17 protein-coding genes and 1 pseudogene are annotated in these 19,106 nt (G+C 67.2%); 9 read left to right on the top strand and 9 right to left on the bottom strand.

Annotation, left to right across the window (positions count from 1 at the left end; translation table 11 throughout):
* Position 1: 1 nt before the first annotated feature.
* From FB548_RS04590 to FB548_RS04565, 6 genes are all read right to left on the bottom strand, one after another.
* Entirely contained in the window at positions 2 to 1,297 is a 1,296-nt protein-coding gene (locus FB548_RS04590; protein WP_142123541.1) for an aspartyl/asparaginyl beta-hydroxylase domain-containing protein, read from the bottom strand.
* A 70-nt stretch (positions 1,298 to 1,367) separates the two neighbouring features.
* Positions 1,368 to 2,267: a DUF4097 family beta strand repeat-containing protein gene (locus FB548_RS04585; protein ID WP_142123540.1), complete on the bottom strand. Its 900-nt coding sequence runs from the start codon at positions 2,265 to 2,267 to the stop codon at positions 1,368 to 1,370.
* Between the two features lie 10 nt (positions 2,268 to 2,277).
* Positions 2,278 to 2,757 (bottom strand): hypothetical protein, encoded by a 480-nt coding sequence (locus tag FB548_RS04580; protein ID WP_142123539.1) that lies wholly within the window; start codon positions 2,755 to 2,757, stop codon positions 2,278 to 2,280.
* Complete coding sequence (locus FB548_RS04575) at positions 2,754 to 3,332, bottom strand: sigma-70 family RNA polymerase sigma factor (RefSeq protein ID WP_255470305.1); 579 nt, start codon at positions 3,330 to 3,332, stop codon at positions 2,754 to 2,756. Before FB548_RS04575 ends, FB548_RS04580 begins: the two co-directional genes overlap by 4 nt.
* A 230-nt stretch (positions 3,333 to 3,562) precedes the next feature.
* The gene (locus tag FB548_RS04570; protein WP_142123537.1) at positions 3,563 to 5,368 is read right to left on the bottom strand and encodes a phosphoenolpyruvate carboxykinase (GTP); all 1,806 of its coding nucleotides are present in this window, start codon (positions 5,366 to 5,368) and stop codon (positions 3,563 to 3,565) included.
* A gap of 463 nt (positions 5,369 to 5,831) precedes the next feature.
* Positions 5,832 to 6,575, bottom strand: a complete 744-nt coding sequence (locus tag FB548_RS04565; protein ID WP_185741978.1) for a helix-turn-helix transcriptional regulator — start codon at positions 6,573 to 6,575, stop codon at positions 5,832 to 5,834.
* A 109-nt stretch (positions 6,576 to 6,684) separates the two neighbouring features.
* Between FB548_RS04565 and FB548_RS04560 the strand changes: the two genes are divergently transcribed.
* Genes FB548_RS04560 through FB548_RS04550 form a run of 3 tightly spaced genes read left to right on the top strand, consistent with a single transcriptional unit; the run spans position 6,685 to position 8,390 of the window.
* The gene (locus FB548_RS04560) at positions 6,685 to 7,131 is read left to right on the top strand and encodes a hypothetical protein (protein WP_185741977.1); all 447 of its coding nucleotides are present in this window, start codon (positions 6,685 to 6,687) and stop codon (positions 7,129 to 7,131) included.
* 4 nt (positions 7,132 to 7,135) lie between these two features.
* Positions 7,136 to 7,954 carry a DUF2145 domain-containing protein gene (locus FB548_RS04555; protein ID WP_142123534.1) on the top strand — a complete coding sequence of 273 codons (819 nt, stop codon included), beginning with the start codon at positions 7,136 to 7,138 and terminating at the stop codon, positions 7,952 to 7,954.
* A 22-nt stretch (positions 7,955 to 7,976) separates the two neighbouring features.
* Entirely contained in the window at positions 7,977 to 8,390 is a 414-nt protein-coding gene (locus FB548_RS04550) for a hypothetical protein (RefSeq protein WP_142123533.1), read from the top strand.
* Positions 8,391 to 8,454: 64 nt separating this feature from the next.
* Here FB548_RS04550 and FB548_RS04545 read toward each other — a convergent pair whose 3' ends face one another.
* Positions 8,455 to 9,054: a TetR/AcrR family transcriptional regulator gene (locus FB548_RS04545; RefSeq protein ID WP_185741976.1), complete on the bottom strand. Its 600-nt coding sequence runs from the start codon at positions 9,052 to 9,054 to the stop codon at positions 8,455 to 8,457.
* A 290-nt stretch (positions 9,055 to 9,344) separates the two neighbouring features.
* On the opposite strand from FB548_RS04545, the pseudogene FB548_RS04540 reads away from it, so the two are divergent.
* The 4 genes and pseudogenes from FB548_RS04540 to FB548_RS04525 form a co-directional block, all read left to right on the top strand.
* A pseudogene (locus tag FB548_RS04540) lies at positions 9,345 to 10,160 on the top strand (alpha/beta hydrolase); the annotation flags it as partial.
* Positions 10,157 to 12,634: an acyl-CoA dehydrogenase gene (locus tag FB548_RS04535; protein WP_142123530.1), complete on the top strand. Its 2,478-nt coding sequence runs from the start codon at positions 10,157 to 10,159 to the stop codon at positions 12,632 to 12,634. The pseudogene FB548_RS04540 and the gene FB548_RS04535, both read left to right, overlap by 4 nt.
* Before the next feature lie 64 nt (positions 12,635 to 12,698).
* Positions 12,699 to 13,178: a hotdog fold domain-containing protein gene (locus FB548_RS04530; protein ID WP_142123529.1), complete on the top strand. Its 480-nt coding sequence runs from the start codon at positions 12,699 to 12,701 to the stop codon at positions 13,176 to 13,178.
* Between the two features lie 4 nt (positions 13,179 to 13,182).
* The gene (locus FB548_RS04525) at positions 13,183 to 13,548 is read left to right on the top strand and encodes a hypothetical protein (RefSeq protein ID WP_221625911.1); all 366 of its coding nucleotides are present in this window, start codon (positions 13,183 to 13,185) and stop codon (positions 13,546 to 13,548) included.
* A gap of 18 nt (positions 13,549 to 13,566) precedes the next feature.
* On the opposite strand, the gene FB548_RS04520 is transcribed toward FB548_RS04525, so the two are convergent.
* Together FB548_RS04520 and FB548_RS04515 are read right to left on the bottom strand one after the other, a co-directional pair.
* Entirely contained in the window at positions 13,567 to 13,941 is a 375-nt protein-coding gene (locus tag FB548_RS04520; RefSeq protein ID WP_142123527.1) for a DUF1304 domain-containing protein, read from the bottom strand.
* A 65-nt stretch (positions 13,942 to 14,006) separates the two neighbouring features.
* Positions 14,007 to 15,374 (bottom strand): MFS transporter, encoded by a 1,368-nt coding sequence (locus FB548_RS04515; protein WP_142123526.1) that lies wholly within the window; start codon positions 15,372 to 15,374, stop codon positions 14,007 to 14,009.
* Positions 15,375 to 15,588: 214 nt separating this feature from the next.
* On the opposite strand from FB548_RS04515, the gene FB548_RS04510 reads away from it, so the two are divergent.
* Both FB548_RS04510 and FB548_RS04505 read left to right on the top strand, forming a co-directional pair.
* Positions 15,589 to 17,235, top strand: a complete 1,647-nt coding sequence (locus FB548_RS04510) for a choline dehydrogenase (protein ID WP_142123525.1) — start codon at positions 15,589 to 15,591, stop codon at positions 17,233 to 17,235.
* A 435-nt stretch (positions 17,236 to 17,670) separates the two neighbouring features.
* A complete protein-coding gene (locus FB548_RS04505) occupies positions 17,671 to 19,098 on the top strand; it encodes a serine hydrolase domain-containing protein (RefSeq protein WP_142123524.1) in 1,428 nt (475 codons plus the stop codon).
* The last annotated feature ends 8 nt before the right edge of the window (positions 19,099 to 19,106 follow it).

Genomic DNA, 19,106 nt, shown 5'->3' with positions numbered 1-19,106 from the left:
ATCAGTTCAGGCCCGCCTGCCTGTTGAATCCGCCTATGACCTCCACCAGCTGTTTCAGCGCTTGGGTTTCCTCGGGCCTGAGGCGCGGATGCCAGGTGTCCAGGATCATCACCACGCGCAATTGGCTGCTGTGGTTCCAGGCCTGGTGCAGGTAGGAGTCGTCGAAGGTCACGCAGCGTCCTTCCTGCCAGTCGTGTTGCACCCCGCCCACCTCCAGCGCGCAGTCCACAGGCACGATCAGCGGCAGGTGGGTGACCACGCGGCTGTTGGTCACCCCATGGTGTGACTTGATAAGGGTCCCCGGTGACAACAGTGAGAACAGCACCTCTGGCGCGTGCGCGTCGATGCGCGTCAGCGGCACCTGCGCCAGCGCCCGGGCGGTGGCGGGACACGCAGCCAGGTGTTCGGGGTAGGCCTGCCCATGGCGATGGAAGAAGTACGCATCCCACGCGGCCGCGTCGATGTCCTGCCGACTCGCCAGGAAATCGTCCTTGCGCGCAGGGCCACTGAAATCGAGGAAGGGCTGCAATCCGTCACGCGCCTGCAACACCCGCTGCAGTTCGGCACGGATCGCATCCGTTGCCTGCTCCAGCGCTTCGTACCACGGGAACAATGCGCGCTCGAAGTACGGCTCGGGCTGCAGGTCGGGGATGTACAGGAACGTGGGGCGTTGGCGCGGGTCCGGGCTGCCGCCCGGTGCGATGCCCAGATAGGCCTCCAGCGCGCGCGTGACCCGCGACAGCGCCTGTGCGCCGTGCTGTTGCTGCAGAGGCGCAATGGCCGAGAAGAACAGGCGGTGCCGGCCTTCATCGATCAGCCGCATGGCAGTCTTCACCCGCTCCCGCAGCTCCGGCGCGGTGGTCGCATCATTCAGCCATCGCCCCTGTGCCTGCGCCGTGGTCACGGCCCGGAAGTACTCCACCAGCGCCGCATCCGGGTCGCCCGGCAGCAGGCATTCAGCCAGTTGCAGCCGTGCTGGCGCCGCCTCCGGCATGAGCGCCAGGCCCCGCCGCAACGCCGCTGCGGCGGCCAGCGGATCGTCCAGCCGTTTCAGGCAGGCTCCCAGCTTCAGCCAGGCATCGCCATGGTCGGGTTGGGCGTGCACCAGCGCTTCAAGTTGGCGGGCTGCAGCGGCAGGTTGCTGCAGTGCCACCAGGCTGAGCGCGGCCACCCATTGCAAGTCCGGGTCATGCGGATGTACTTCCAGCCCCTGCCCGGCCGCGGACAACGCGTGCGCGGCATTGCCGGTTGCCAGGTGGCGTCGCGCCTGCTGGACGTGGAATGCCGCACTCGTCATGCCTGCCTCTGTATCACCGGAAACCCGCCCCGATGATACGGGAGATGCGGCGCGCGCCCGTGCGGCCGACTTACTCCACGCGGACTTCCGCGCTACCCGAGAACGTCTCCACCGTGACGCGCGCACTGCCGCTGCCGTAGCGCGTGGAGAAACTGGAACCCGGGCCGCGGCGCTTCTCGATCTCCACGCCTGTCGCCTTCAGGCCGCCGCTGAAGCTCTCGCCGCTGACCTGCGCAGACACATCCTTCGGCAGGCGCAGCAGCAGGTCGCCACTGACCGATTCCATGCTTATCTCGCCGCCGGGCGCCAGGGCCGTGGTGACATGCGCCGTGCCACTGACGGTGCTCGTGTTGAGATCACGGATCTGTTCGCCGGTGACGGCGACTTCGATACGGCCGGATACCGTCTCGGTGCTGATGTCGCCGTTCAAGCGACCGCGCAACACGATGTTGCCGCTGACGGTCTGCACGTCCACGTCTGCGCTGTTGAGGGTCAGGTGGGCGCTGCCACTGACGGTTTCAATGTCCGCTTTCTGCGGCGCGGCGGCGGCCGCCACACTGCCGCTCACGCTGCTGATGGAAAGTTCGCCTGATGCAACGCCGGTGACGTGGACGTCGGCCGCCACGGACTCGATGTCCAGGTCGGCGCGCAACGGCACCATCAGCACCAGCTCGGTCGGGCCGGTCTGGTTGCCACCCCAGCCGCTGTTCTTCGGGTAGCGGACTTCCACGCTTAGGTGCGGGCCGCCGCCGTCCACCTCCAGGCGCTCCACGCCCTTGCCCAGCGTGCCGGTGATCTTCACCTCGTCGCGCTCCCAGCCGCGCACTTCGATGCGGCCCTTGAGGTTGCTGATGTCCACCCGGCCGCGCGCATCCAATGGCCGTGTTTCGTTGATGGCGGTCTGCGCCAGCGCCGCGGGCGCCAGCAGTGCGCTGCCCAGCAGCAGCGAGAAAGCAAGGGTCGTACGCATGGAAAACTCCTCAGGTCATGGCCGCGCGCTGGGTCAGCGCGAGGCGTCGTGCATAGGTGCGGCGCAGCTGGTTCAACAGGAAGTGCGCGTTGGGTTCGGTGGCGATGGCGTGGCGGATCTGGGCGGCGCTTTCGTCCAGCGCATGCAGCGCCGGGGCGATCTCGGGTGCGGTCTGCACCTGCGTGTCCAGTTGCGCCAGCGCACCGGTGTAGTCGCGGGTCAGCGCGGCGGCTTCGCGCTGGATCAGCGCATCGCCTTCCGGCGCCTTCTGCAGTTGCCAGGTCACGGTGACCGCGAGCAGCACGGAGGCGGCCAGGGCGAAGGGCGTCACGCGGCGGCGTGGCGGTGCCATGGCCTGCTGCGGCGTGACGGCCAGGCGCGCAGCTAGGTCCGGCCACAAGTCGCGCGACGGCGGCGTGTCCTGCCGCAGCGCGCGCAACTGCCAGCGCAGCACGTCGTCGGAAAGCGGGGCGGGATCATGGGGGGTCATGCGTGTCCTCCTAAACGCTCGCGCAGCAGGTGCCGCGCGCGGTGCAACTGTGCTTTTGAACTTCCGACCGCCATGCCCAGCTCGGTGGCGATCTCCTCGTGCTTCCAGCCTTCCACGTCGTACAGCACCAGCACGGCGCGCGCGCGCGGCGGCAGGGTGGCGACGGCGCGCTCCAGGTCCAGCGACAGCGCCGTGCCATGGCCGGCGCTGTCCGCCATGCCCAGGTCGTCCAGCGCGTCCTCGTCGTCGTCGAAGCGGGGACCGTTGCGGCGGCTGCGCAGCTCCATCAGCGCGGTGGTCACCGCCAGGCGGTGCAGCCAAGTGGAGAAGGCGCTCTCGAAGCGGAACGCCGGCAACGCCTGCCAGGCCCGTACGAACGCCTCCTGCGTCAGGTCTTCCGCCCGCACGCCCTGCGCGCCCACCAATCGCTGGATGACGCCATGCACACGGCCCGCATGGCGGCGGTACAGCGCTTCGAAAGCCCGCATGTCGCCCCCCGCAGCCGAACGGGCCAGTGCGGTGTCCTGGGCGGCGGTGGCCTCCGGGGAGAGGCTGTCAGCGAAAGGTTCGATCACGGCATTCAGCATACTGACTGGGATGCAGCAAGGAACGCAGGGGTTTAGAGGTGCGCGGCATTTTTTGCCAGCGATTGTTCAGCCGGAAACGCGTTGCTCTCTCCCCGTGCGCAGATCCCGTCGCCCCGTGGAGCGGGGAGAAGAAAAGCCGATGCAAGAAAAAGCCCCGCGGCGTCCGGTGTGGACGCGCACGGGGCGTGCGCAGGAAACAGGATGCGCGAGGCGGGGAATCAGTGCGCCAGACGGGCGGCGATGCGTTGCTGTTCGTCCTTCAGCGCCTGCGGGGTGCGGGCGCCGAACTCCTCCAGGTACGCGCCGATGCCGGCCAGTTCGGCCTGCCAGCCCGCACGGTCGAAGCCGAACAGCAGCTCATGGGCCTCGTCGCTCAGCGCCACGCCGTCCAGGTTGAGGTCCTCGGCGCGCGGCAGGTGGCCGATGGGCGTTTCCACCGCGTCGGCCTTGCCCTCGACGCGCCGGATCATCCACTCCAGCACGCGCAGGTTCTCGCCGAAGCCCGGCCACAGGAACTTGCCGTCGCCACCCTTGCGGAACCAGTTCACGTGGAAGATCTTGGGAAGCGCCGTCTTCGGCAGCGTCGCATCGGCCTGGCCGAACGACAGCCAGTGGGCGAAGTAGTCGGCGAAGTTGTAGCCGCAGAACGGCTTCATCGCCATCGGGTCGCGGCGCATCACGCCGACCGCGCCGGTCGCGGCCGCGGTGGTTTCGGACCCCATCGCCGCGCCGACCAGCACGCCATGCGTCCAGTCGCGTGCCTCGAACACCAGCGGCACCAGCGAGGCGCGGCGTCCGCCGAAAACAATCGCGCTGATCGGCACGCCCTGCGGATCCTCGGCCTTGGCCGAATAGCTGGGGCACTGCCGCGCGGAGACGGTGAAGCGGGAGTTCGGGTGTGCGGCCGGGCCATTGGCCGGGTCGTACTTGCGACCCTGCCAGTCCAGCGCGGGCGTGCGCGAGTCCAGCCCTTCCCACCACGGCTCCTGGTCGTCGGTGACGGCGACGTTGGTGAAGATGGTGTGGTGGCTGATGGTGGCCAGCGCATTCGGATTGGAACTGTCCGAGGTGCCGGGCGCCACGCCGAAGAAGCCGGCTTCCGGGTTGATCGCATACAGGCGCCCATCGGCGCCGGGACGCATCCAGCAGATGTCGTCGCCGATCGTCCACACCTTCCAGCCAGCCTGGCGGTAGCCCTCCGGCGGGATCAGCATGGCCAGGTTGGTCTTGCCGCAGGCGGACGGGAACGCCGCGGCGATGTAGTGCGTTTCGCCCTGCGGGTTCTCGATGCCGACGATCAGCATGTGTTCGGCCAGCCAGCCTTCCTGCCGCGCCTGGTGCGAGGCGATGCGCAGGGCGTGGCACTTCTTGCCCAGCAGCGCATTGCCGCCGTAGCCAGAGCCGAAGCTCTTGATGGTCAGCTCGTCGGGGAAGTGCATGATGAAGCGGCGGTCCGGGTCCAGCTCGCCGGTGGAGTGCAGACCCTTCACGAAGGTCCCTTCCCGCTCGATGCGCGCCAGCGCGGCCGCGCCCATGCGGGTCATGATGCGCATGTTCGCCACCACGTACGGCGAATCGGTGATCTCCACGCCGCAGCGCGAGAGCGGCGAATTGATCGGCCCCATGCAGTACGGGATCACGTACAGCGTGCGCCCGCGCATGCAGCCGGCGAACAGCGCATCCATCTTCGCGTGCGCCTCGGCCGGGGCCATCCAGTGGTTGTTGGGGCCGGCGTCTTCCTGCTGCGGCGTGCAGACGAAGGTCAGGTGCTCCACCCGCGCCACGTCGCTGGGGCTGGAGCGGTGCAGCCAACTGTGGGGGTGGGTTTCCGGGTTCAGCGGCAGCAGGGTGCCGTCGGCCAGCATCTGCTTCGTCAGCAGCGCGTTCTCGGCATCGCTGCCGTCGCACCAGTGGATATGGTCGGGTTGGGTGAGCGCGGCAACCTCGGCAACCCAGGCATTCAACGCGGCAAGCGAACTGCCTGGAAAATCGTTGCGTTTGAAAACATCGACCGCTGCGTTCATGCCACGCCCTCGAAAAGTGAGACCAAAATGATACCAATGTCTTGTCCTCTAGACGAGGAGAACGACGACGGGCGGTCATCACTGACGCTGGCGCAGGGACGCTTCTTTCTCAGCGCGGCCAGAGAACGACCGCCCTACAAGGCTTTGCGAGGCGTGGACGGGGTTCCGGGCGCGAAGGATGGAGCTCTGAGGGTGATCGCTCAGGCTCGGAGCGCGATCGATGCGGCGCGACGGGCGGTCGATGGAGCACAAAGCGCCATCGATGGGGCGCCGAAAGCCATTGATCGCCCTTGGAGCTCCATCGATCACTGTGGGAGCCCCATTGATCGGGCTCGGAAGGCGATCGATGGAGCTCCCACAGTGATCGATGGGGCTCACCGGGCGATCGCTGGAGCACACAGGGCCATCAATGGCCTTCCGAGCCCGATCCACGGCATTCCGGGCTCGATCTCCGCCACAGCGCTTACCCGTCGCGCGAGCGCCGGTACGGATTGAACAGCTGCAGCAGCCAGGGCTTCTGCGCCAGCACCAGGCTGACGCCGACGCGGTCTTCCGCCGGCAGTGTGGCATCGCGGGCCAGCAGCGCATCGAACTCGCGCGCGACTTCCTCCAGTCGCTGGCGCACCTGCTTCACCCCGTCGATGCTCAGGCTGCCGCTGAGCAGCAGCAGTGCGTCTTGCTCGCCATCGAAGGGATCGGCGAAGTAGTCGGTCAGCAGGGTCAGCCGGAAGTAGCGCTCCATGGGCCCATCGGCGCGCCAGCGGAAATTGCGTGCAGTCAGCGCGCGGCCACGGTTGCCGGGCATGAGTTCGATGATGCCCAGCCGGTCCAGCTTCACCAGCAGGCCGGTCCACTGCGCAGGCGTAAAGCCGAAATGGCCCATCACGTCGTCCTCGCGCCAGCGGTTGAGGGTGAGGAACAGCGCCATCAGCAACGGCGGATCGTCCACCAGCGCCTGTTCCTGCGCTTCGCTCAACTGCGCCATCGCCTTGCGCCCGCGCGAGGCTTCGGCGCTCAGCTCGGCCAGGCCCACGTCCAGCACGTCGCAGACCTGCTCCAGCCGCTGCAGGCTCATCGCGCGGCGGGAGAACATGCGCTTCACCGCCGCCTCGCTCATGCGGATGCGCGCGGCCAGGTCGCGGTAGGTCATGTCCTGCGCGCGCAGGCAACGCTTCAGTGCATCAACCAGGTCCACCGAGACGGCCATGGGTAGCGGATTCCTATACCTGTCGTTCCGCCAGAGCTTACCTTGTCGATGATCCTTGAATCCCTGCGAAGCCTGCGCCCACCCTCCGGCGTCCCTGGAGGAACCCCGCATGCGCCGCCTGATCGCCCGCTCACTGACCCTGGCCCTGGCCACCGCGCTCTCTGGCGGCATCACGCTGCCCACCCGGGCCGCGCCGCAATCCGATGGCGCCAGCCGGATGTCGCAGGCCAGCCTGGAGGCGTCCATCGAAGTGCCGGTGGCGGTGATCCACGCGCTGGGCCACGGCGCGTCCGCGGTGGTCACCGGGGTGGCGGTGGTCGTCGGCAGTGTGGCGGTGACGGTCTCCGTGGCTGCGGCCGGCGTGTTGGCGGGCGCGTCGTTCGTCGTCTATCTGAGTGCGGAGGCAATCCGGCGTCTGGGTATCGCGGTGGGTACGGCGATCAGCGTCACCGTGGTGGCGACCGGTTGGATCCTGAGCGCCGCGGGCGAAGCGCTGTGCTTCATCGCCAACGACGCCGCGCGCCCGCACATCCACAGCCATCGCTACGGCGGGTGAGCGCATGCGCCTGCACGCATTGATGGCCGTGTTCGTGTTCGCCCTCGCGCTGCCAGGGACGGCACGCGCGGGCGATGCCTGCAGGCAACTGGAAATGCCACCGCATAAGGTGGCCGACGCCGCGCGCACCGCCCTGCTGGCCGCGGAACAACTCGACGAGGTGGACGCGCCGGTGGCGATGCTGGCGCGCGTGGGCACTGACCTGTCGAAGCAGGGCCTGGTCTACAGCCACGCAGGCTTCGCGGTGCGCGACCACGCGCAGGGACGCTGGACCGTCGTGCACCTGCTCAACGAATGCGGCAGCGACCGCTCCGGCCTGTACGCGCAGGGACTTGTGAACTTCTTCGCCGACGACCTGGTGAACCAGGACCTGCGCATCGTGTGGTTCGCGCCGGACGTCGCCGACCGGCTGGCCGCGCGTCTGCAGCAGATGCCACGGCACAGCCTGCACCACGCGCGCTACAACCTGATCGCGCGGCCCGGCAGTGAGGACTACCAGAACTCCACCGCGTGGATCGTGGAAGTGATGGCCGCAGCGCTGGCCGACCGTGGCATCTACGACCGCCGTAGCGCGTACGCGTTCGCGCGGGGCGACGGCTTCGTGCCCGACACGGTGCACGTCGCCTATTCCAAGCGCGTGCTGGGCGGGCTGTTCTCCGCCAATACGGATTTCTCCGATCACTCCGTTGCCACGCGCCTGTCCGGCGACTACCCCGTCGTCACGGTGCGTTCGATCTTCCGCTGGCTGGAACGCGCCGGGTATGTGCGCGAGCAACGGGAATGGCGGGGTGGTGTGCGGCAGGCGGCGATGGGGCCGGCGTGAACACTTCCATGAGGAGATCGACATGTTCCTGACCCTGCTCGCCGTCACCCTTCTATTGTCCGCCGCTGTCGCATGGGGCGTGACGTGGATGTTCTCGAAGCCTATCGAGCGCATCCTCACCCGCATCATCGCTGACGACATCAGTCACGCATGGCTGCGCTACATGAAGTTCGCCATCCTCGTCGTCGGCGTGTCGTCCGGCGTACGGATCCATGCCCTGGAACGCTATATCACCGCCCCGCAGTGGATGGAGAAGGACAAGACGGAGATCATCGCCCTGACCGCCGAGCGCTGGGTGCTGGAGGTTTATCGCACCGTGATCGAAACGCTGCAGGGCATCGCCTGGATGCTGCTGGCGTTCTTCGCGGTGGCGTTGCTGGCGTATGTGGTGGTGCGCTTGTCGGAGCTGAAGCGGGCGGCCCCGAGCACGCCGTAGGGCAGGCCTTGGCCCGCCATCGCCACGAGGATCATGCGCGGTGGGCCAGGGCCCACCCTACGTATCAGGTTGGGATCAACGTCGAGATGACGTGTTCGAGATAGGTCTCGAATTCTTCCGAGGTCATGCGCGGCTGCTGCAGCTGCAGCGACAGCTGCAGGAAACCCACGTAGGCCGCATAAGTCAGGCGCGCACGGTGGGTGGCGTCGGTCCGCTGCAGGCCGGCTTGGCGGAACATGGCGACCAGATAGTCCAGGCGACGCTGTGAGATGCGGTCGATCACCGGCTGCACGGCCGGATGATCCAGTGCCTTCAGCAACTCGCTGTAGATGATGTGCGGCTTCACCTCGTGGCCGACCAGTTGGAACAACGTGCGCAGCCGCTCGCGCGGATCGACGACCTTTTCCAGGCTGCCGAAGATGTTCTCCTGCTCACCTGCTTCCCAGCGCTCCAGCGCGGCCTGCAGCAGCGCGTCGCGCGACGGGAAATGCCAATAGAAGCTGCCCTTCGTGACACCCAGCCGGCGCGCAAGCGGCTCCACCGCGACTGCCGAGACGCCCTGCTCCGCGATCAGGTCGAGCGCCGCCTGTGCCCAGTCGTCCGCGCTCAGGCGGGCGTTGCGGGTCGGAGCGCTGGGGGGTGTTTCCGGACTGGGTGTGCTCATGTGCCGCATTTAACCATACGCCGGGGTGTGTAGCGGTACGTTTGCTGCGCCGCACAACAAATAAAGGCAAATCAATCGGTTGCATGTGAAACCCGCAAGACCGAACCGATTGACTGCTCTAAATGCGACAACCCATACTAGGCCGTATGGTAACCCGTGCTTCCCCTGCCTCCATGACTCCCTCCAGCGTCGACCACGCCGGATCGGATCGCGTGGTGAACGGGCAAGGCGATGTCGCCCTCGCGATCCGCCGCTTCCCGTCGCCTCGCGCACTGCAGTCGCACCCCGCGCTCATTTACGCGCATGGCTTCGGCCAGACACGGGGCGCGTGGAGCCGCACCGGCGAACGGATGGCGGCGCAGGGTTATGCCGGCCTCGCTTACGACGCGCGGGGCCATGGCGAATCCGACCGCAATGCCGCCGAGCTTCCCTACGCGGGCGACCAGTTCGCCGACGACCTGATCGTGCTGGCCGGCGAGCAGCCGGAACCGCCGGTGCTGGTCGGCGCCTCGATGGGCGGGCTGTTCGGCCTGATCGCCGAGTCACGCTGGCCTGGCCTGTTCCGCGCGATGGTGCTGGTGGACATCACCCCACGCTGGGAACACGCCGGCCTGCAGCGCATCCTCGCCTTCATGACGGCGTTCCCCGACGGTTTCGCATCGCTCGAGCACGCGGCCGACATCATCGCCGCCTACCAGCCGCAGCGGCGCACGCGTAAATCCGCGGACGACCTGCGCGAGCTGTTGCGCGAGGGCGCCGACGGTCGCTGGCGCTGGCACTGGGATCCGCGCCTGGTGGACGAACTGGCCCGCGACAGCCCACAGCACCAGGACGCCATCGCCGAAGCGGCGCGCCAGGTACAGTGCCCCGTGCTGCTGATCAGCGGCGGCCGCAGCGATCTGGTCTCGGAGCAGACCGTCGAAGAGTTCAAGACACTGGTGCCGCATGCGCGCCACGTGCACCTGCCGCTGGCCACGCACATGGTGGCCGGCGACGACAACGACGCATTTACCGCCACTGTGCTGGAATACCTGGCAAGCCTGTCGGCCGTGCCGGGTAATGCCGAATCCGATGTAACCGAATCCGTGTCCGGAGCAACCCCATGAGCATCGTCATCCCCTTCCTCGCCTTCCTGCTGGCGGGCGCATTCGCCGCCTACCACCGGATCCGGCTCGCCTACTGGGCGGCGATCACGGCCAGCCTGCTGGTCGCGTGCTGGCTGCTGGGCGCCCATCCCACCGCCACCATCGTCGCAGCCCTGGTCGTGGTGGCGATCGCGCTGCCGCTGCTGATCCCGGCGATCCGCAAGCCGCTGATCACCACACCGGCGCTGGGCTTCCTGCGCCGCGCATTGCCGCCGCTGTCGCAGACCGAGCGCATCGCACTGGAGACCGGCTCGGTCGGCTTCGAGGGCGACCTCTTCACCGGCGATCCGGACTGGAACAAGCTGCTGGCGTATCCGAAGCCGCAGCTCACCGCTGAAGAACAGGCCTTCCTCGACGGCCCGGTGGAAGAGCTGTGCAAGATGACCAACGACTGGGAGATCACCCACGTCCATGCCGACCTGCCACCGGAGCTGTGGGACTTCATCAAGAAGAACAAGTTCTTCGGCATGATAATCCCGAAGCAATACGGCGGCCTGGGCTTCTCCGCGCTGGCGCACCACAAGGTGATCCAGAAGATCGCCTCGGTCAGCAGCGTGGTCAGCTCCACCGTCGGCGTGCCGAACTCGCTCGGCCCGGGTGAATTGCTCAACCACTACGGCACGCAGGAACAGAAGGACTACTACCTGCCGCGCCTGGCCATCGGCCAGGAGGTGCCCTGCTTCGGCCTGACCGGTCCGTTCGCCGGTTCCGACGCGACCTCGATTCCCGACTACGGCATCGTCTGCAAGGGCGAGTGGAATGGCGCCAACGTGCTGGGCCTGCGCCTGACCTTCGACAAGCGCTACATCACTCTGGCGCCGGTCGCCACGATCATCGGACTGGCGTTCCGCATGTACGATCCGGACGGCCTGATCGGCGATACACGCGACATCGGCATCACTCTGGCGCTGCTGCCGCGCGATACCCCTGGCGTGGACGTCGGCCGTCGCCACTTCCCGCTGAACTCGCCGTTCCAGAACGGCCCGATCCACGGCAAGGACGTGTTCATTCCGCTGAGCCAGCTGATCGGTGGCGTGGAGATGGCCGGCAAGGGCTGGAACATGCTCAACGAATGCTTGGCCGTGGGCCGTTCGATCACCCTGCCGTCCACCGCCAGCGGCGGTGCGAAGGCCGGCGCGCGCGTCACCGGTGCGTATGCGCGCATCCGCAAGCAGTTCGGCCTGTCGGTCGGCCGCTTCGAAGGCGTGGAAGAAGCCCTCGCCCGCATCGGCGGCAAGGCGTATGCGATCAGCGCGCTGTCGCAGGCCACCGCCGCCGCCGTGGACCGCGGCGACGTGCCGTCGGTGCCGTCGGCCATCGCCAAGTACCACTGCACCAACATGGGCCGCGACGTCGCCAAGGACGTGATGGACATCGTCGGCGGCAAGGGCATCATCCTGGGCCCGCGCAACTTCGCCGGCCGCGCATGGCAGGCCTCGCCGATCGCCATTACGGTGGAAGGCGCGAACATCATGACGCGCAGCCTGCTGATCTTCGGCCAGGGCTCGATCCTGTGCCATCCGTACATCATCAAGGAGATGCGCGCCGCGCAGGACCCGGACACCCGCGCCGGCATCCAGCAACTCGATGCCGTGCTGTACCCGCATATCGGCGGCGCGATCTCCAACGCGGTGCGCTCGTTCTGGTTCGGCATCACCGGCTCGAAGATCGGCAGTGTGCCGGGCGACGCGTACACCAAGAAGTTCTTCCGCAAGCTGGACCGCTACGCGGCCAACCTGGCGCTGCTCACCGACATCTCGCTGGGCGCGCTGGGCGGCAAGCTGAAGTTCAAGGAATCGCTGTCCGGCCGGCTGGGCGACGTGCTGAGCCACCTGTACATGATGGGCGCGGTGCTGAAGCGCCACCATGACGAAGGTGCGCCGGAAGCCGACAAGCCGCTACTGGCCTGGGCCTTCCACAACAGCGCGTACGAGATCGAACTGGCGCTGTCGCAGGCGCTGCGCAACTTCCCGATCAAACCGCTGGGCTGGCTGCTGTGGCCGGTGGTGTTTCCGTTCGGCCGCCGCGCCGTGGCCCCGGGTGACCGCCTGAGCCATCGCGTCGCCATGCTGCTGATGGCGCCGAACGAAGCGCGCGACCGCCTGGGCCAGGGCGTGTTCCTGACCCCGTGCGAGAACAACCCCGGCGGCCGCATCGACAGCTACCTGGCCACGGCCGTCGCCGCCGAGCCGGTCGAGCGCAAGTTCCTGAAGGCGCTGAAGACCAAGGACATCGAGGCACTGGATTACAGTGCGCAGCTGGACGAAGGCGTGCGTGAGGGCTGGATCACGGCCGACGAGCGCAAGCTGCTGGAGGAACTGCGCTCGATCACGCTGGACACGATCACCGTGGACGACTTCGAGACCCACGAACTGCGCGCGGCCAGCTTCTACGACCTGCCGCAGAACAAGCGCCAGCCCCGCGAAGCGGCCTGACGCCCACACCAGCTGACACGACGACGGCGGGCATGTCCCGCCGTCGTCGCGAGAGGAGCCCACGATGAGCGCGGATGTCCTGAAGATCTACCGCAACCTGAGCAAAAAGCCGCTGGGCAACTGGCTGTTCTCGCGCCTGATCTGCTTCAAGGCGCCCTACTTCGGCAGCATCGGCCCGCGCATGACGCGACTGGAACCCGGCCGCGGCGAAGCGACGATCCGGCATCGCCGTTCGGTCACCAATCATCTGGGCACGGTGCACGCCATCGCGCTGTGCAACCTGGCCGAATTCGTCGGCGGTCTGACCACCGACGTCAGCATTCCGCGGTCGATGCGCTGGATTCCCAAGGGCATGACGGTGGAATACCTGAAGAAGGCCGTGGGCACGATGCATGCCGTGGCTACCCCGGCCTTCGGGCCCCGCGAATCGGCGGAAGGTTACGACCTGCCGATGGACGTGGTGGTCAGCGATCCGCAAGGAGAGGCGGTGTTCCGTGCCCGCATCAGCATGTGGGTGTCGCCACGTCCGCAGACGGCCGGCTGAGGTGTTGACCGCCGCGGCCGTGCTGATGATCCTGCTCGGCTTGGCGCATTCGGTGCTCGGCGAGCACTACCTGCTCATTCGCCTATTCCGCCGTCCTGATCTACCCAAGCTGTTCGGCGGCACCGCGTTCACCACGCAGACCCTGCGCTTCGCCTGGCATCTGACCACGGTGATCGCCTGGGGGCTCTCAGCCGTGGTGCTGCAGCTAGACGAGCTGCCGGATGCCGACGGACGCCGCATCGCCACCACCTTGGCCGTCACCCTGGGAATCTCCGGGTTGCTGCCGCTGATCGTCACCCGCGGGCGCCATCTTTCATGGCTGGTGCTGTTTACCTCGGGCGGACTGCTGCTGGCGTGGTCGCTGCGCTGAGCGTCGCGCGCCACCCGTTCAGCGCGAGATGTCGCCCATCATCACCACGAACAGCACCGCCGCCATCGCCGCGATCGCCGGCACACCCTGCACGAAGAAGATGCGCTTGTTGACGCTCCACGCGCCGTAGAGCGCCGCCACGATCACGCACAGCAGGAAGAAGACGACCACGTTCCACTGTGCGGTCACCAGGCCCCACAGCAGGCCGGCCGCGAGGAAACCGTTGTAGAGCCCCTGGTTCGCGGCCAGCACACGGGTGGTCTCCGCCTTCTCGGGCGTATTGCGGAAGGTCTTCAGGCCCAGCGGCCGGGTCCAGAGGAACATCTCCAGCACCAGGAAGTAGACGTGCAACGCCGCCACCAGCACCACCAGCAATGTCGCGATCAGGTCCATCCCCTACCTCCCGTCATGTGAGGGGCAGCATATCGGTTGCGCCGGGCGGCGTCTGCCGCTGGGTTTCAGGCCTTCACCGGATCGGTCGACGCAGTGGACGCGGCACGCTCAGCAGGCAGCTTCGACTCTTCGCGCAGCAGGCGCCAGGCACTGAACGTCATCGCGCCGGCGACCAGCAGCCCGGCGCCGAAAACGACGTTCGACCCGAAGGCGGACAGGAGCTTGTGCAGCCAGACGAAGCTCAGGTCGCCGCCGCGGTAGATCACCGTGTCGATGGCGGCACCCGCCTTGTAGCGCCACTCACGGCCGACGCGCGTGTAGATCGTCTCGCGCGCGGGCTTGGCGAGCGAGAACTCGCTCGCCCGGGTGACCACCTGCACGATGGCGATCATCAGCGGCAACGGCGAGGCGGACAGGATGGAAAAACCGATGATGATCGCGCAGCCGGGGATCAACAGCGCCGGCGCAATGCCGAAGCGCGACAGCAGGACGCGCGTGAGCAGCAATTGCACCACCAGCGTCAGCGAATTGACCGCCAGGTCAAGCGTGGCGAAATAGTCGGCGCGGGCCTCGGCAGAGGAGAACATCGTGCGCGCGATGGCGTTCTGTTCGTTGTAGAGCAGCGTGCCCACGCCGACCCCCATCACGACCATGGCGGCCAGCCAGCGCAACAGCGGCTCGCGCGCGATCAGCTTCAGGCCCGCGAGCACGTCGCCCCCCATCGGGATCTCGCCACTGACCTGCCTGCGTGCCGCCTCGCGCACCACGGCCCAGGTCCTGAGCTTGAAGATACACAGCACGCAGACCGAGAACAGGAAGGCCGACACCAGCATCATGTTCGGGATGCCTACCCGGACGACGAGGGCCTTGGTCAGCGCCGGACCAACGAAGGCGCCGATGGTGCCGGCGGCGCCGATGTAGCCGTAGTACTTGCGCGCTTCGACGTTGCTGAAGACGTCGGCCATGAAGCTCCAGAACACGGCGACCGCGAACAGGTTGAACACCGTGATCCACAGGATGAAGGCCAAGCCCCGACCGGCGATGCCGCTGTCGAACATGGCGTAGAACACCAACAGCGTTGCGATGAAGAAACCATAGATCACCGGCAGGAACACCCGCCGCGGGAAACGGCTCACCAGCCAGCCGTACACCGGCTGCAGCACCAGCATGATCAGGAAGACGGCGCTGAAGATGAACTGCAGCGTGAACTCGCCCAGCGCGATGCCGCGGCCTGCGAAGAACGCGATCAGCGCCGGCGGGAACACCGCCTCGATATCGCTCGATGCCGCCATCGCCTCACGCACCGGTCGCAGCACGTAATAGCCGCTCAACAGGCAAAAGAAGTAGACGAAGGCCCACAGCAGCGGCGGCGATTCGGTCATCGCGGAGCGGAACCGGCCGAACCGGGTGGTCGCTGGGGAGGACGGGTCCATGCTGTGCGGCCTGCCAATCGCATCATCGGGAGCGGACAAGGTCCGCCTGTGGCGCGCAAGGTATCCGATGCACTGCAACATCGCCAGCCTTTCCCGGACTCACCCCCATCGCGAATCCGCGTTTACGCCCACCCGCAGTGGTGACCGTACCGGCCCGAGCATTTGCTCTACCCCTCGCCGCTAGGTTCGGTCGGACTTTGCAGCAGGGCAGCATGTGTACGACTACATCATCGTGGGCGCCGGTTCGGCCGGCTGTGTCCTGGCCCACCGCCTGAGCGAAGACCCTGCCTGTCGCGTACTGCTGTTGGAAGCCGGTCCGCGCGACTGGCATCCCTTCATCCACATGCCCGCCGGCCTGGCCAAGCTGGTAGGGCAGAAGGGCGTGAACTGGAACTACGACACCGCGCCCGAACCGAACCTCGACAACCGCCGGCTGTGGTGGCCGCGCGGCAAGGTGCTTGGCGGTTCCAGTTCGATCAACGCCATGTGCTATATCCGCGGCGTTCCCCAGGACTACGACGATTGGGCGAATGCCGGCGCGGACGGCTGGAACTGGGATAACGCACTGCCCTACTTCCGCCGCTCGGAGCGCAACGCGCGTGGCGCGGACGCACTCCATGGCGGCGACGGCCCCCTGTCCGTGTCCGATCTGCGCTACACCAATCCGCTCTCCGCCGCCTTCATCGAGGCCGGGGCGCAGGCCGGCTACACCCGCAACGACGATTTCAACGGCGCGACGCAGGCGGGCTTCGGGCTTTACCAGGTCACGCAGAAGGACGGCGCGCGCTGCTCGTCGGCGGTGGCGTACCTCGACCCCGCGCGCGACCGGCAGAACCTGGACATCGTCACCGGCGCACTGGTCCGCCGCGTCCTGCTGGAGAAGGGGCGTGCCATCGGCGTGGCCTACGCCCGTGGCGGCCATGAAGTCGTCGTACGTTGCCGGAGCGAAGTCCTGCTGAGCGGCGGCACGATCAACTCGCCGCAACTGCTGATGCTGTCCGGGATCGGGCCGTCGGAGCATCTGGAGGAGACGGGCATCAGCGTGCGCCACGCGCTGCCGGGCGTCGGCCGCAACCTCCAGGACCACCTCGACATCTGCACCCTGCAGCACAGCACTCAGCGCATCACCTACGACCGCGCCAGCGAGCTCAAGACCGCCTTCGACTATTTCCTGCGCGGTCACAGCGGCCCGGGCAGCAGCAACATCGCAGAAGCCGGCGCCTTCGTGCGTTCGTCGCTGGCCCCGGACGACCGCCCCGACATCCAGATGCACTTCGTGCCGGCGATGCTGGACGACCATGGCCGCAATCGGCTGGCGGGCGACGGCTATACCGCACATGCCTGCTTCCTGCGCCCGCGCAGCCGTGGCCGCATCCTGCTCGCCAGCGCGGACCCGCGCGCCGACGCACGCATCGAAGCGAACTACCTGAGCGACCCTGAGGGCTTCGACCTGAAGATGATGGTCGAATGCGCCAAGCTGTCGCGCGACTTGTTCGCGCAGCCGGCCTTCGATGCCTACCGTGGCGCGCCCATCCATCCCGCGCGCAACGACCTGTCGGACGCCGAACTGGTCGCCTTCATCCGCGCCAAGGCCGAAACCGTCTACCACCCCGTGGGCACCTGCCGCATGGGTGAAGACGAAGACGCGGTGGTGGATTCCGAGTTGCGTGTGCATGGCATCGCGGGGCTGCGCGTGATCGACGCCTCGGTGATGCCTTCGCTGATCGGCGGCAACACCAACGCGCCGACGATCATGATCGCGGAGCGCGCATCGGACCTGATCCGCGGACTGCCGGTGTTGTCCGGCCACCATGCGCGCGCGGCGGCCACGGCACCTGCCGAATTCTCCGCCGCCGACTAGGACGGGATGGGCAGCGCGCGCCATTCGCGCATCACGCACCTCCAGGCTGCCACTTGCCACGGTTACGGCCAGACCCCGCATTCAGCCTGGCCGACTCCCGCCGCGGCGCATGGCGCATGCTGAATGCGTCGTCGGAAGCGCTTCGACTGTGGACCTTCGAGCCTCCACGACGATCCACATGCCCCGCACCACAACGGATCTCATCGAAGCGGCGCAGAAGTTGCATGCAAAGGGAGGCAGGCATTCCTGAACGTGTCGCACGTGTTCAGCTGCCTGTTGCAGGCGCCCGCGCCCGACTGAACTGGGACGACCGCCACACCTGTAATCAGCAGCAGGATGAACAACATGGACATGGAATCTCTCCCTGTTTGTGCAATCGAAAAAAGCGGCGTTATGATCCCGGGAGGCAAGGGTCTTACGCAGGCGTCACGCACGATGAAATACAAGACAAGCCGGCGCTCGCTGCACGTCTTCCGTATCGGCCTGATCGGGTTGATGCTTCCGCTGACGCTGTCGTCCACGGCGCAGACGCCGTTGCGCTGGACGTCCACCAACCACGGTGTTGAAACCGCCGCACTCTCCGCCAACACCGCGGCCAGTACGGGCGCCTACAACTCGCCGACTCAACCGCTCCCGTACCGAACGGCGTTGGCGGGACAGAACATCCAGCCCCTCGCGGCGGGCTTCGACGTGCGTGCGTTCGAGGCCATGGCCGAGCACCTGACCGTGGGGCATCGCGTTCCCGGCCTCGCCATGGCCATCGTCCACAACGGCCGCGTGATGAGTGCGCGTGGCTACGGCGTCACCGACGTGGTCAACCCGCAGCAGGTCGACGCGCATACCGTGTTCCGGCTGGCGTCGCTGTCCAAGGCCTTCGCCAGCACGCTGACCGGCCTGATGGTGCAGGACGGTTCGCTGCGCTGGGACAGCAAGGTCAACCAGTACGTGCCGGGCTTCCAGTTGAGCGATGCGAACGCGACCTCCCACGTGACCGTCGCGGACGTCCTGAGCCACAGCGTCGGCCTGCAGGCACACAACGCCTTCGATCGCGACATCGAAGCCAATGCGGAGTACTACGACGTGGCCCGCAAGCTGGCGTACGCGCCATTGAAGTGCGCGCCCGGCGAGTGCTATGCCTATCAGAACGTCGCCTTCAGCCTGATCGGCGATGTGGTGTTCGCCGCCACCGGCACCTTCTACGACCAGGCAGTGGACCGGCGCATCTTCAAGCCGCTGGGCATGAACGATGCAAGCATGGGCCTGGCCGGCATCGAAGGCAGCACGCGCTGGGCGCGACCGCACGTGCGCAGCCGCAACGGCTGGGTCTCGCTGACGCCCAAGCCCACCTACTACCGCCTGCCGCCTGCCGCCGGCGTCAATGCCAGCGCCAGCGACCTGGCACAGTGGCTGATTGCCCAGACAGGCCATCGCCCCGACGTGCTGCCGGCACCCTTGCTGGCGACGCTGCATGCCCCCGTGGTCACCACGCCGGGTGAAATGCGTGGCGGCTGGCGTCGCGAACGCATCCATTCGGCCAGCTATGCGCTGGGCTGGCGCGTGTTCGACTACGCGGGTCAGCAGGTCGTCTTCCATGCGGGCGCCGTCCAGGGATATCGCGGTCTGGTCGCACTGGTTCCCGGCCAGGATCTTGGCGTGGCGATGGTGTGGAACAGCGACAGCTCACTTCCTTCCGGCCTGTTGCCGACCATCCTTGATCGCGCGATGGGCCTGCCCGGTGAACCGTGGGTCGAGACACCGGCGGATTACGACCTGCTGTTGGCCGAGTCGCCCGAGGCGACGCCTGCAGACAACAAGAAGGACAGCGGCACGTCTTCGCACCGCAGCACCGCATCTCCGCGCTGAGATGCCGA

This window comes from Pseudoxanthomonas sp. 3HH-4, assembly GCF_006716465.1.
GTDB lineage: Bacteria > Pseudomonadota > Gammaproteobacteria > Xanthomonadales > Xanthomonadaceae > Pseudoxanthomonas_A.
This window is presented reverse-complemented; position numbering and strand designations above follow the sequence as displayed.